12 protein-coding genes are annotated in these 13880 nt (G+C 58.4%); 4 read left to right on the forward strand and 8 right to left on the reverse strand.

Annotated features, from left to right (window positions below; genetic code table 11):
* Positions 1 to 5: 5 nt before the first annotated feature.
* The 4 genes from MARHY_RS01480 (at position 6) to MARHY_RS01495 (ending at position 5113) form a co-directional block, all read left to right on the forward strand.
* On the forward strand, positions 6 to 1100 hold the full coding sequence (locus MARHY_RS01480) for an ABC transporter ATP-binding protein (RefSeq protein ID WP_014420272.1): 1095 nt from the start codon (positions 6 to 8) through the stop codon (positions 1098 to 1100).
* Positions 1097 to 1957, forward strand: a complete 861-nt coding sequence (locus MARHY_RS01485; RefSeq protein WP_011783900.1) for an ABC transporter permease — start codon at positions 1097 to 1099, stop codon at positions 1955 to 1957. Before MARHY_RS01480 ends, MARHY_RS01485 begins: the two co-directional genes overlap by 4 nt.
* A gap of 4 nt (positions 1958 to 1961) precedes the next feature.
* A complete protein-coding gene (locus MARHY_RS01490; RefSeq protein WP_014420274.1) occupies positions 1962 to 2810 on the forward strand; it encodes an ABC transporter permease in 849 nt (282 codons plus the stop codon).
* Positions 2811 to 2959: 149 nt separating this feature from the next.
* The gene (locus MARHY_RS01495) at positions 2960 to 5113 is read left to right on the forward strand and encodes a GGDEF domain-containing protein (protein WP_081496546.1); all 2154 of its coding nucleotides are present in this window, start codon (positions 2960 to 2962) and stop codon (positions 5111 to 5113) included.
* Positions 5114 to 5115: 2 nt separating this feature from the next.
* Here the strand turns inward: MARHY_RS01495 and MARHY_RS01500 are convergent, their stop codons facing one another.
* From MARHY_RS01500 to nadN, 8 genes are all read right to left on the reverse strand, one after another.
* The gene (locus MARHY_RS01500) at positions 5116 to 6528 is read right to left on the reverse strand and encodes an alanine/glycine:cation symporter family protein (RefSeq protein ID WP_011783903.1); all 1413 of its coding nucleotides are present in this window, start codon (positions 6526 to 6528) and stop codon (positions 5116 to 5118) included.
* Between the two features lie 141 nt (positions 6529 to 6669).
* Complete coding sequence (locus MARHY_RS01505; protein ID WP_011783904.1) at positions 6670 to 7113, reverse strand: universal stress protein; 444 nt, start codon at positions 7111 to 7113, stop codon at positions 6670 to 6672.
* A gap of 30 nt (positions 7114 to 7143) precedes the next feature.
* Complete coding sequence (locus MARHY_RS01510) at positions 7144 to 8430, reverse strand: TRAP transporter large permease (protein WP_011783905.1); 1287 nt, start codon at positions 8428 to 8430, stop codon at positions 7144 to 7146.
* Between the two features lie 36 nt (positions 8431 to 8466).
* A complete protein-coding gene (locus MARHY_RS01515) occupies positions 8467 to 9060 on the reverse strand; it encodes a TRAP transporter small permease (protein ID WP_011783906.1) in 594 nt (197 codons plus the stop codon).
* Between the two features lie 106 nt (positions 9061 to 9166).
* Positions 9167 to 10195 (reverse strand): TRAP transporter substrate-binding protein, encoded by a 1029-nt coding sequence (locus tag MARHY_RS01520; protein WP_014420276.1) that lies wholly within the window; start codon positions 10193 to 10195, stop codon positions 9167 to 9169.
* A gap of 141 nt (positions 10196 to 10336) precedes the next feature.
* Complete coding sequence (locus tag MARHY_RS01525; protein ID WP_014420277.1) at positions 10337 to 10876, reverse strand: YqiA/YcfP family alpha/beta fold hydrolase; 540 nt, start codon at positions 10874 to 10876, stop codon at positions 10337 to 10339.
* A gap of 13 nt (positions 10877 to 10889) precedes the next feature.
* Positions 10890 to 11909 carry an LLM class flavin-dependent oxidoreductase gene (locus MARHY_RS01530; protein WP_041654474.1) on the reverse strand — a complete coding sequence of 340 codons (1020 nt, stop codon included), beginning with the start codon at positions 11907 to 11909 and terminating at the stop codon, positions 10890 to 10892.
* Positions 11910 to 12040: 131 nt separating this feature from the next.
* On the reverse strand, positions 12041 to 13864 hold the full coding sequence (gene nadN / locus MARHY_RS01535) for an NAD nucleotidase (protein WP_014420279.1): 1824 nt from the start codon (positions 13862 to 13864) through the stop codon (positions 12041 to 12043).
* Between the last annotated feature and the right edge of the window lie 16 nt (positions 13865 to 13880).

Here is a 13880-nt window from a genome sequence, read left to right on the forward strand (position 1 = left end):
TCCTTATGGCAACAGAGTCTGACCTGTCCTGCAGCGGACTGGTCCGCCGCTTTGGAAACAACACGGCGGTGGACCATGTGTCGCTGGATGTTCCTGCGGGTACCTTCTTCTCCATTCTGGGGCCGTCGGGGTGTGGCAAGACCACCCTGCTGCGGCTGCTGGCAGGCTTCGACAAGCCGGATGAAGGGGATATCTTCATTCGCGGCCAGCGCATGAATGAGGTGCCCCCCAACAAGCGCCCGGTGAACATGGTGTTTCAGCACCTGGCGCTGTTCCCCGCCATGTCCGTCGGTGACAACATTGGCTATGGCCTGAAGCGCAAGAAGGTGCCGGCGGCCGAGCGCCGCAAGCGGATTGCACGGGTGCTGGAACAGGTGGGGCTGCCGGAACTGGAAAATCGCAATCCCCAGGAATTGTCGGGTGGCCAGCGCCAGCGCGTGGCCCTGGCCCGCTGCCTGGTGCTCGAACCCACCTTGTTGTTGCTGGATGAGCCTCTCGGGGCCCTGGATCTGAAACTGCGGGAGCAGATGAAGATCGAGCTCAAGCACCTGCAAAAGCAATTTGGCACCACCTTTGTGTACATCACCCATGACCAGTCCGAAGCCATGGTGATGTCAGATCAGGTGGCGGTGATGAAAAATGGCCGCTTCGAGCAGGTGGCGCCGCCGGAGGAGCTTTACCGGCATCCGGCAACCCCGTTTGTCGCGGGGTTTGTCGGCGACAACAATCGCCTGGCGGGGACGGTGGTGTCCGTGGCCGATGATGTGGCGGCTGTTCGTCTGAGCGATGGTGCGGTGGTACGCGGTCGGGTTGCGTCGGCGGGCCTGGCACCCGGTGCCCAGGCAGAACTGTATATTCGGCCGGAATCATTGTCGTTTTCGCAAACGGCTGCGGTCGCGGGTTCCTCCTCACTGCAGACCCGAGTCCGGACCACGCTGTTTGATGGCGCCAACAGCCGGGTTGAAGTCGAAAGCAATGGCCAGGCACTATTTGCACGACTCCCCCAGGACGGCTCGGCGCCGGCGCTGACGCAGGACGGCCACCTTGAGCTGTCGTGGGATCCGGACCTGGCCCGGGTATTTGGAGCTGCGCACCAGTGAATAGCTCGGTTAGCCGTTTCTCGCTGTGGCTGTTACTGGCGCCTTTCCTGCTCTGGATAGTGCTATTGGTGCTGGTGCCCCATCTGCAGATGTTGCGGGTGTCGTTCCAGGTACGGGAAAGCTGGGATACCCTGGCCTGGGGGCTGGAGCAGTACCAGAATTTCTTCAGTGAGTCCTACTACTGGCGTACCTTCGTGCGTACCGGGCTCATGTCCCTGTTCACCACCTTCCTCACCCTGCTGATTGCCTTTCCCATTGCCTGGTACATTGCCCGCCTGGCTCGGGGGAGGAGCAAGGGTATTCTGTTCCTGGCTTGCCTGATCCCGTTCTGGGCCAGCGAGTTGGTGCGTACCTACGGCTGGATGATCCTGTTGCGGGAGAGCGGCCTGTTCAGTTCCTGGCTGCAGGCGCTGGGCTGGGTGGATGGCCCGGTGGAGATGCTCTACAACGATGTCGCGGTGATCATCGGCCTGGTCTACAACGGCCTGCTGTTTATGGTGGTGCCGCTGGTGACCACGCTCGACGGCATGGACGAGAACCTGGTCGAGGCCGGCTACGATCTCGGCGGCGGCCACGGTACCGTGCTGCGGGAGGTGGTGATTCCCTGGGCCATGCCGGGCATTGTCTCCGGCTGTATTGTGGTGTTCATGCTCACCCTGGGCAGTTACCTCACGCCGATTCTGATGGGGGGCAAAGACAGTGCCTGGTTTACCCAGCAGATTTTCACCCAGTTCATCACCCGGTTTAACTGGGAGCAGGGGGCGGCTTTGGGGGTCTTGCTACTGGTATTGTCGTCGCTGCTGGTCTGGCTGGGCCTGAAGCTGACCGGGCAATCCCTGCGCAAGGTTATGGGGTGATGTCATGATCCGTTCTGTACCTCGGTCCCGGTTGTTTGATGCCCTTTACCTGAGCTATCTGTTGGCCTTTTTCCTGTATCTTGCGTTGCCTTTGCTGGTGACGGCCGTGTTCGCATTCAACGACTCTCCGTTCCCGTCATTACCCTGGCAGGGCTTTACCCTGGACTGGTATCTGGCCGACGGCACCGACGGGCGTACCGGGCTTTTTCATGACGACGGCTTGCTCAGTGCGCTCTGGGTCAGTACCAAAATCGCGTTCTGGGTGACGTTGGTCAGTGTGGGGCTTGGCTGCGTGAATGCGGTATTGTTCGAGCGGGTGGAGTTTCGCGGCAAGGAGCTGCTGTATCTGTTGATGCTGCTGCCGCTGGTGATTCCGGGCGTGATTCTCGGGGTGTCCATTCTGGTGTTCTACAGTGGCATGGCCAACGATGTCTCCCGCTTGTGGGGTATCGAGCTGGACTTGTTCCGGCCGGGGCTGACATTGGTGGTGATGGGGCAGGTCACCTTCATTACCACCCTGGCTACTCTGGTGATTGCGGCCAGGCTGCGCAAATTCGACCGACAGCTGGAAGAGGCTGCCCTCAATCTGGGTGCCACGCCGGTTGTGGCGTGGTTCACGGTTACCCTGCCGTGGCTGCTTCCCTCCATCCTCGGGGCCGCGGCAATGGCGTTTTTGATGTCCTTCGAAAACTTCAATACCACGGTCATGCTCACAGGGAGTGATACACCCTTGACGGTCGCGCTGTTCAATCGTCTGCGCGAAGGCTCCACGCCGGTACTTAACGCGGTGGCGTTCTTTCTCATGGCCGTATCGGCGCTCCTCGCTTTGTTCACGCTCAGGCAAAATAGGTGAGAAAGTTCAGCAATTGCCGGTAAGGGTTTATACTTACCCTATCATTTGATGAGGCAGGGTCCGTTTTGCGCGCTTCCCCCTACCAGGCTGTCGTTCTGATCGCGCTCGTCGTTTTTGGGGTGTGGCCGGCATCGTCTGCAAACGCGGCTATGCAGCCGATTAGCGAAGGCTGGGAGTATCGTTGGGGAGACTCTCCTTGGCTAGAGGACGGTCGCCCGCTCTGGATCGTTGAGAGGGCCCCCGATCAATGGCACAGCATCGGCTTTCCTTCCAACCCGCCGAACCGAAATGGGCGTGAACACGCCTGGTTCAGGGTCCAGTTGCCTGAGGGCAACTGGTATCAGCCCGTTCTCTATATTTACAGTGTCGATATTATTGTTCAGGTCTGGTTCCGGGACGAAGTTCTCTACCAATACGGAACCTTCGATCAGGATGGCCGGGGACGATTTGAGGGTTGGCCCTGGCACGAAATTCCGTTGCCGGATGATTATCAGGGAGAGACCATCTATTTTCGGGTGTTCTCGAATTACACGGACATCGGACTGTGGGGCGAAGTGGCGGTTACGGATCACCCTGATCTGACCCTTTACATTCTGAGTGCGTCGGCCGAAGAATTGGTGATTTCGGCGTTGTCGGCGCTTATCGCTTTTCTTGCTTTGGTGTTTGCCCTGATCCAGCGGACGCAGAGAAACCTGGCTGCGGTAGCTCTCTTTTCTCTCCTCGTCTCGCTGATGCTGTTGGCGGAGAGTCAGGCCAGTTTGTTGCTGCTATACCGGCCCTTGTTCTGGGATTATCTCGCAGCAGCATCCTATTACCTGATCCCTGTGGCTTTGACGTTGCTGCTGGCGCTTTGGCTGGGACGTCAGTCCTCGGCACTGATTCGCGGACTCATGTGGTTTCATCTGGTGTTTGCCTTCGGGGCTATCGGGCTTGCCCTTGCCGGCATTGTGGATCTCTCTTCAACCTTCCCGGTGTTCGACTCGGTACTGGTCGTCTCACTGGTTTTACTCGTTGCCGTTGTGTCCCGGCGATTTGCAGGCCTATACCGGGAACAGCAGGTTCTGCTCATCGCCTGTGGTCTGTTTGCCGGGCTCCTGATCGTCGATATGGGGGTGGCTCATGGCTTTATTCCCTGGACCAGGGTGCCGGTGAGTTGGGGGGCCTTGGGTTTCTCGCTTGCCGTGGTCAGCATTTCTGTCTGGCATTTCGGACGAACCCAGAAAGAACTGCAGCAACTGACGGTTCGGTTGGAGCAGAAAGTCCAGGAGCGTACGGCCAGGGCAGAGGCATTGGCTGAGCGGGAAGTAGCCCGGGCAAGGTTACTGGCTCTTGAGAGTAAAAAAAGTCAGAAGCTCGCGGACGTGATTGCAGCCTTGCAGGACTGCGCCGACGTTGAGGAGGCGTTTGAGCCCCTGAAGCGCGCCATGCCGGAACTCTATCTACCCATGGCGGGCTGTTTCTATCGCCGTGACGCCGGCGGTACATTTGAGAAATTGGTTGCCTGGGGACCGGCGCCTGAGGAAAGCTTTGCAACATCACTTGATGCCCGCCTGACCGAACTGACCGAAACTACGCTTCCCGTGCGTAAGAACGCCGTACCGGCTCGTCTGTGTTTTTTCCTGAGGATAGAGTCAGCACGCTCTGATAGCAGTCCAGAGGGAGTGCTATTGCTGGATCGTCCGGAACTGCCTGAGGCCGTCAGGGATTACGGTATTGCACGGCTCATTGCCTGGGTCTTTCAGTCGGTGGAAAAAATCGGCATAACGCTTTCCGGGCTGACCCTGAGAGCCGAACTGCAGCGCTTTTCCTACGAGGACAGCCTGACGGGGCTGAAGAACCGCCGGTATTTTGATGAACTCTACCGTCACGAGGGAGAAGTGTCTGCGCGCTCTGCTCGCCCGCTCTGTCTGTTAATTTTTGATATTGACCACTTCAAGCAGTTCAACGATTGTCATGGTCACGAGGCGGGGGATCAGGCGTTGAGAATGATGGGCGAGGTCCTGGCTCTGTGTTTTCGCGGCAGCGACACTGTCTGTCGTTATGGCGGCGAGGAGTTTGCGGTACTGATGCCCGGCGCCTCGTTGGAGGAAGCCCGGCAGCGGGCCGAACAGCTCAGGACAAGGATTGCAGCAGACCCCGTCATTCACCGGGGGCACAGTCTGGGTCGGCTAACGATTTCCGCAGGCATTGCCTGCTGGCCGGAAAACTGCGCTGAGTATGACGAGCTGTTCCGGGCCGCCGACAAGGCGCTCTATCAGGCCAAGGAAGCGGGCCGCAACCGAGTAGTTGCGGCCACGCTCTGACATCAATGCCAGATATTGCTGTCGATCTTTTCGTGCAGCTCAGGATAGTCCTTGGACTTGAAGTGCGGCACCAGGCCTTCCTTGCGCTGAGCCAGGTAGTCTTTGGTCAGTTTCACAACCGTGCCGGACAACAGAACGATAGCAATCAGGTTGATGGTGGCCATCAGCCCCATGGATGCGTCCGCCGCATTGAATACCGTGACCACCGCTTCGTAGCCACCCCAGATCACCATGCCCAGCGCAGCGAGCCGCAACAGGGTCAAGCCCAGAGTGTTGCCGCCGCGCAGGTAGATCAAAGCGTTCTCGGCGTAGGTGTAGTTGGCGACAATGGATGTGAAGGCGAAGAACAGAATCGCGATGGCGATAAAGTAGCCCCCGAACTCACCCAGGTGTACTTCCATGGCCTGTTGGGTCAACTGGGTGCCGGTCACACCGGAACCCGGCTCCAGAACGCCTGCCAACAGGATCATCACGGCCGTCGCCGTACAGACAATGATGGTATCGATAAAGACACCGAATGCCTGAACCAGACCCTGTGAAGAGGGATGGTGCGGAGCCGGGGTTGCGGTCGCGGCAATGTTGGGTGCCGAGCCCATACCGGCTTCGTTGGAGAACAGGCCGCGTTTGATGCCATTCAGCATGGCAGCGGTAATGGAGCCTGCCGCGCCGCCGGCGGCCTCTTCCAGGCCAAAGGCACTTTTTACGATCAGCGCCAGAATGCCCGGGACTTCGGTAATGTTCATGGCCATCACGCCCAGCGCCAGGAGTACGTAGGCGCCGGCCATGAACGGCACGACAAACTCAGCGAAGCGAACGATCTTGCGCAGACCGCCAAAGATGACAATGCCGGCAAAAGCCGCGATGACCACGCCGACACCCAGCTTGGGCACACCAAAGGCGCCCTGCATGGCATCGGCAATGGAGTTGGCCTGTACGGCGTTGAAAACCAGGCCGAAGGAGATAATCAGGCAGACCGCGAAAATGGCCGCAGCCCAGGGCGCTTTCAGGCCTTTGGCAATGTAAACCGCCGGGCCTCCCCGGTACTGGCCCTTGCCGTCGCGAACCTTGTACAGCTGGGCCAGAGTGCTTTCCGCATAACCGGTGGCCATACCGACGAGGGCTACCATCCACATCCAGAAAATGGCACCGGCACCGCCCAGGTACAGGGCAACCGCAACCCCGGCAAGGTTACCGGTACCCACCCGGGAGGCCAGGCTGGTACACAGGGCCTGGAACGGAGAAATCCCGTGTACATCGCTTTCCCGGGAGCCACGGATGGCGCGGACCATTTCGCCGAAATTGACGAACTGAAGGAAGCCCAGACGGATGGTAAAGAAGACACCTACGGCAAGCAGGCCATAGACGAGGACATAGCCCCAGAGGATCGAGTTGAGAAAATCAACAATTGCAGTCATGGCTAGACGCCTTGTGATTTGTGAATGAGAAGTAATCCGAGGCGAGGCAGTCTAGCACGGTGAAAAATCAAGCAGACTGCGGAAATCCGTGATTGCCGGACAGCAAGGAATATGCTGTCCAGCGGGGAGGGTTTCGCCGGTTCAGACCACCAGCACCGGGCACTTGGCCTGGGAGGCAACCCGGTGCGAGACGCTGCCCAGAAAGGTGCCGTCCTTGTCGCTGTTGGTGCCCTTGGTGCCCACTACAATCAGGTCGGCCTCCTTGTCCTGGGCAAATTTCACAATCACCTTCGAGGGCCGGCCGGCTTTGACGAAACCGCGTACCTTGGTGGCGCCATGCTCCTTGGCCAGCTCCTTGGCGTGGTTCACTACGCCTTTGGCATACTCAGACAGCACCTTGTCCGGGATGTCCATGTCGTCGGGCCTTCCGATAGACAACGACGCCTCAAACAGGCTGTGATGCTTGTACACACAGAGGATGTAGATCTCGGCGTCCGGGATCAGTTTCTGCAGTTCAATGGCTTTATCCAGTGCCTTGAGTGAGGTTTTGGAACCATCCACAGCGGCCAGAATCCGTTTAAACATGTTGTTCTCCTTTGATCAGTGGCTGTGGATCTAGTCCCTGAACGCGATGTCACGCAGGAACAGGGCAATATCCGGGAAGGCGATGATCAGGCCGGCAGCCGCCACCAGCATGAAAATGAACGGAGGCGTACCCCGGATAACTTCCATGTAGGGCCGTTTGAAGATGGCAATGGCGGTGAAAATGTCGCAGCCAAAGGGTGGCGTGGCAGAGCCGATGGCCACCTGCAGGGTAATCAGCACACCGACAAGCACCGGATCCAGCCCGGTGGCCTGAATGGCGGGCGCAAAGATCGGTGTCAGCACCAGGATAACCACGATGGGATCGACGAACATACAGGCGATGAAGAAGGCCACACAGATGGCAATCAGCACGCCCACAGGCCCGGCCTCGTTGACGCCCACCGCTTCCAGGATGGCCTGGGGAATCTGGGCAAAGGAAATGATCCAGGAGAAGCCATTACCCACGGCCACCAGAATGAACACCACAGCCGTGATCAGCCCGGTGGATTTGGCAATCTTGTAAATGTCGTTCAGTTTCAGCGACCGGAAGACCACAAATTCCAGCAGGAAGGCGTAGAGCACGCAGACTGCCGCTGCCTCGGTGGGACTGAAAATACCACCGTAGATACCACCGACAATGATCACCGGGAACATCAGGGGCCAGGAAGCATCCCTGACTGACATCGCCCGTTCTTTCCAGCTGGCCTTGGCTTCAGTCGGAACATCGTTCTTGTAGGCGTAGATCAGGCAGTAGATCGAGAACATGAACAAAATCAGGATGCCCGGGCCGATGCCCGCAATGAACAGTTCGGCAATGGAGGTTTCCGAGATGACCCCGTAGATGATCATGCCGATGCTGGGAGGGATCAGGAAGGCGATATCACTGGCGTTGATAATCAGAGCCAGCGTGAACGGATCGGAGTAGCCAGCCTTGAGCATTTTCGGGCGCAGCGGTGAGCCCACTGCGACCACGGTGGCCTGGGTTGAGCCAGACACCGCCCCGAACAGGGTGCATGAGGTGGCGGTACTGATGGCGAGGCCACCTTTGATGTGGCCGATAAAGGCCATGACCATATTGATCAGGCGGTCCGCAGACTGGCCCCGGGTCATGATATCGGCCGCCAGAATGAACATGGGTACCGCAATCAACGACGCTGGCCGGATGCCTCCCATCATCTGCTGGATGAATGTGCCCATCTGCCCGAAGCCATCGAACATCATAACGAAGCCGATGACGGCAGCAGTGGTTAGCGGAATCATCATCGGGAAGCCCAGAAGCAGCAGCCCGATCATGACGATCATCATAATAGTTGCCATGGTGTGTCTTTCCTTAACCTATGGGTTCACGCTGCTTCAGACTTCGGTTTCGGTATCGGCGTAGCCGTCCACCACACCCGTCGACAGGTACACGTCTTTGGTAGTGAAGTTCTTGATGGCGGTCAGCAGGTACTGGATGCCGGTAATGGCGAAACCGACAGGGGCCCAGATGTAAATCCACCAGATCTCAAAACCAAGCGCTGGCAAAATCCGACCTCGGCTGTACAGGGTCTGGATATACTCGAAGGAGTGATAGCACAGGAAAAACATGACCACGGAGGTAAACAGGGCGATGATGATCATCAGTACCTTGCGGCCCTTGGTCGGGAAGGCATCGTACATGGCGGACATGCGGATATGGCGGCCGTGCCGGGCGGCGTAGCCAATGCCGGCAAAGGTAATCAGAATGATCAGAATCCGGTTGATTTCACCGGAGAAAAACAGGCCCTCGCTGAACACGAAACGGGCAATAACATTGGCGCAGGTGTTTACCGCCATCAGAATCACGCCAGCGGCGAGCATGACGGCTTCGATTTTTGAAATCCAGACGTCAATCGTGCCCAGAAAGCCAGGCAAGCCGGACTCATAGTGACCGGTATCGTCTTCGATCTCCGGGGAATTCTCGGACATGGATTCTGCTCCAGAACATGTCGCTCCCGGCGGGAAGAATCCCCGGCGGGGCGGGGTTAAAGCTGGGTTGCCACCCGCCGGAGCGGGGGCAACCGTTTGGCGAGGTTCAGTCGTTCTGAACTTCTTTCAGATCTTCCTTGAACTGCTCCAGCAGCTCTTTACCACGCTCACCGGTCATTTCGATGAACTTCTCTTCCACCTGTGGCGCGCGGGCCTTGAAGGCTTCAATCTGTTCGTCAGTCAGACGGGTCACGGTAACTTCGTCGCTGTTGGACTGGATCTTTTCCAGGGCCTCGTCCGCCAGACCATCGATGTGTACGATGATTTCCTCGAAGGCGTAATCCGCGGCATCCTGAACCAGCTTCTTGTCTTCATCAGACAGGCCTTCGTAGAAGTTCTGGTTCGCCATCATGGCGGTGGTGAACCAGCCGTGGCCGGTGAATACCAGGTTCGGGGAAACCTCATACAGACCACCTGACTCAATCCAGAAAATCGGGTTCTCCTGACCCTGGATCATGTTGGTCTGCAACGCACCGTATACTTCACCCCATGGCAGCGGGGTTGGGGTAGCACCAAACGCAGAGTAGGTCTCGGACAGAAGCGGGTTGGTCATTACCCGGATCTTCTTGTTGTTGAAGTCTTCAGGAGAGGTCACCGGCTCATCAACGGTCACTACCATTTCCCCTTCCGGGTACATCTTCAGCAGCTCAAGACCTTTTTCAGAATACAGCTCCGGGAAGTCCTCATTGATGGCCTCGCTCTCGCGGAAGAACTCGATCACGGTATCCATGTCGGTGGGCATGAGGTACGGGATAAAGAAGATCTGCGCTTCCGGGATCAGAGAGCCGGTAAAGCCAGGAGACTGGTTTACAAAGTTCAGGATACCGGCCTGGGTTTGTTCCATGATGTCGTCAGACTCACCCAGCTCACCGAAACGGTAAATCTGCAGGGTGTGGTCGGAATTCTCTTCAATGTATTCCTTGAACTTGTACGCGAATACGTCCTGAACGTCGCCTTCGTATTCTTCATGGGCGTAGCGCCAGTTGGCGGCATTCACGGCATTTGCCGCGGTCAGGCCGGCAAATGCCAGCGCTGAAATACCAGCCAGTTTCCTGAATTTACTTGTGCTGCTCATCGGGTTGTCTCCGCTCGTTATTTTACGTTAATCCATTGTTACATTATTAAAGACTGGCAAATCAAAGCGGTTTTCGCAAGGAAACGGGGGAAATAAGCTGCACGCAAATAGCCGATTAAGCCAAATTGCAAGTGCATGAATTCAGGATGGATTCGGGTTTTCAACACACAGGAACAGGAACCTTCTGAACTCCTCTGCCACCCGCTGGACACTGTTTTCCAGCCGATGTCCGTCGGGTAGGACCAGGGCTTCAATCTGCTGCCTCCGGGCCAGCTCCAGAACCGGCATTACCGGTACCACATCGTCGTTCCAGCCGTGGATAATGCGAGCGTGGTGGGCGCCAATCACCGGGTTGGACTCCGGATAATCCGGTAGCGCCAGTGCCGGTGCCAGCATAAAGCAGCCCCTGACCGGAGCCTGTTCGCTGGTCCGGGCGCAGACCCAGCCGCCCATGCTGGAGCCTGCCAGGATGGTCTGTTCGGGCCTTGCACCGACAGATGCCATGGCGTGGCGCATCTGCTCCAGGCGTTCGGCAGGATCTTTGGTGCTGCGATGATCCACCGCCTCGGCATAAACGCCTGAAAACGTTTCAGCCACCGTTTTCAGGGCCTGGATCTTGGTACTGCCGGGGCCACTTTCCAGACCGTGGGAGAGAAAAACATAGAATGCCGGTTGAGCCATGATCAGGTTCTGCCTAGTTGATGGTTGCGTCGGAGTCGGTTCGCGGGGAACGGGTTTCGGCCAGGATATCCAGGGCCTGTCGGCGTTTGTCCGGGTCGTGGATATCAATGGTGAACATCAGTTCGTCCACCTGAATGTCGGTCAGCAGGTCGTCGAGTTGCCGGCGCAGGTCTTCACTGTTGCCCATGATCTGCAGTTTCAGGAAGTCCCGCACACCGGCCTCCTCGGCCGGATTCCAGAGTCCGTCCATGGATTCGACCGGCGGTCGCATCCACAGGGGCTGCCCGCGAAACAGGGCCAGAATGCGCTGGTAGCTGGTGGTGGCCAGATGCCGCGCTTCGTCCTTTGAGGCCGCCGGGATAGCGGGAATGGCCAGCATGGCATAGGGCTGTCGCAGCTGTTCTGAGGGCTCGAAGTTCTCGCGATAGACCTTCAGGGCTTCCCGGTAGAGACGCGGTGCGAAGTGGCCGGCGAAGGCATAAGGAAGGCCCCGCATCGCCGCCAGTTGCGCGCTGTAAAGGCTGGAGCCCAGCAGCCAGATGGGAACATTGGTGCCAGCACCGGGAATGGCTTTCACCGGCTGGCCCGGTTGCAGCGGCCCCAGCAGGTTCTGCAGACGGGCTACGTCTTCCGGGAATTGCTCGGCGCCCAGACCATCCCGTCGCAGGGCCCGGGCGGTGACCGGATCGGTACCCGGTGCGCGGCCAAGGCCGAGATCGATTCGGCCCGGATAGAGACATTCCAGGGTACCGAATTGCTCGGCAATCACCAGCGGTGGATGGTTCGGCAGCATGACACCGCCGGAGCCCACCCGGATACTCCCGGTTTTACCAGCGATGTGCCCCACCAATACCGAGGTGGCGGAACTGGAAATCCCTTCCATATTGTGGTGCTCGGCCAGCCAGAAACGCTTGAAGCCAAGTGCCTCCGCATGCTGGGCATAACGCACGCTGTTGGCCAGTGTCGTCGCCACGGAGTCGCCCTCGCGCACAGAGGCCAGTTCGAGCAGGGAGTAATCGGGTGTTCTGGACATGGGGTTCCGGTACCTGTGAAGAAACAACGGTGTTCAGCGTTTCACAATGACGCCAGCGGACGGTTTCTTCAAGGGTAATGACAGGAGGGGCAGGAGCATCCGTTAGTGCCGGATGCTCCTGCAAGCACTCGTTACGGTGCTGACGTGTACATCTGAGTGGAGTACTCGCCCTGGACGGGCTTGCTGAGGGTTACCTCTTCCTTGACGTAATCGACGAAGGATTGGGCATAGTCCAGAAAGGTATCCGTGGCTCGGCCATCCTCGCTGACGGTTCCGAAGGTCAGGTAGCCGTCACGGCCAGCCGCGGTGAAGCTGTTGGTGACGACGTTCAGGGTTTCAGCGTCGGTCAGAGCGCGCCAGGTGGTTTCACTCCGGGGCCGAACTTCGATGTCGTAAAGGCGTTCGCCAGCAGGCCTGGTCATGTCGACGGTCCAGCGCAGACCGGCGGCATAGGGGTAGGCACCCGTGGAGCCGCCTTCAACGTGGGCGAAATCCACTGCTTCATTCAGCACCTGTCTGATTTCTGCTCCGGTCATGGTCAGATCGGTAAGGGTATTGGCAAACGGCAGCAGGTTGTAGGCATCACCAATGGTGATATCGCCGGCCAGAATGTCGGTGCGAACGCCGCCGGCGTTCTGGATCGAAACATCGGCATTCTTGCTCTGGAACAGGAAGGCCTGAGCCACCAGGTTCGGGATATCCCCCCCCCGGTTCGGGTCTTCGTTGGCGCAGGTGTCATCGCCGTATGGCCGGCCGGGAATTCGGGCCAGGCACAGGTCCTCGGATGCGGTACCGATGACCTGATTGCGGAAGCTGTCCAACTGGTTGGCGTACGTGGCCAGGGTTTGAGCGCCGGTCGGGTCGTCCGTCACAAGGCTGAGTTGCGGGTCCGCCTCGATGGCTGCCCGAATGGCGGCCAGTTCCTCGCCTTGGGGTTGGTAGCCATCGTCGGTGCCGTCATCACGGATGATGGGGTTGCCCAGGAGCAGGTGTGGCGTTCCGGAGCAGGAGGAAACAGTGCCATTGTTCTCCCAGGTCACGCTGAGTTCACCCAGCACACGCGAATACTGCCAGGCCTGGGCCACGCACACTTTGTCGCCGTCGGCATTGGTCACTTCGGTGGGGTAGGGGCCTGAGGCGCTCAGGCCGTAGGCGTCAAAGGTGCCAAGCAGGGTGTGGGAATCTCCGCCGATAATGACATCCACTCCAGACAGGCGCTCGGCCAGCGCCAGATCGTTGGCATACTGGTAGTGGGTCAGCAGGATGATCTTGTCGATGCCCTGGTCGTTCAGCTCATCAATCATGGCCTGGGCGGTTTCGGTTTCGTCCAGAAACTCAGTGCTTGCCATTGGGCTTGAGCTGTTGCGGGTTTTGTTGGCGATGTCGATGCCGATGATGGCCAACTGCTGGCCATCAATGTTCTTGATGGTGTATGGCTGAATGTAATCGTCCTGGGCCACCGGGGCCAATGGGGTGCCGATGGCCGGTTTGACGTTGGCCGCGAGAACCGCCGTGTTACAGCTGCCTGCCGCCAGGTAGTCGAGGAATTTCACCAGCCCTTCGTCACCACGATCAAACTCGTGATTACCCAGTGCAAAGGCATCAAAACACACCTGGTTCATCAGCTCGGCATCGGCCTCACCTTCGAAGGAGGTGAAGTACAGGGTGCCGGTCATGGCATCTCCGGCATGCAGTTTCAGCACGTTGTCCAGTTCGGCGGTTCGTTCGTTGATCTTGGCGATCACCCGGGGGAAGCCGCCGGCGCTGAATTCGGTTTCTTCACCAGCGATATCCAGGGACTGTGAGCCCGCTTCCAGATGGGAGTGGTGGTCGTTGATATGCAAGATGTTAACGGTAAAGCGCTCGGTTTCCGTTGCGGGCGCGTCGTCGTTATCACTGTTACAGCCGGTCAGGGCAATCAGCGGGATTGCCAGCCAGAGTCCTTGTCGAATCATTACTCTATCTCCGTTG

The sequence above is a fragment of the Marinobacter nauticus ATCC 49840 genome, from assembly GCF_000284615.1.
Taxonomy (GTDB): domain Bacteria; phylum Pseudomonadota; class Gammaproteobacteria; order Pseudomonadales; family Oleiphilaceae; genus Marinobacter; species Marinobacter nauticus.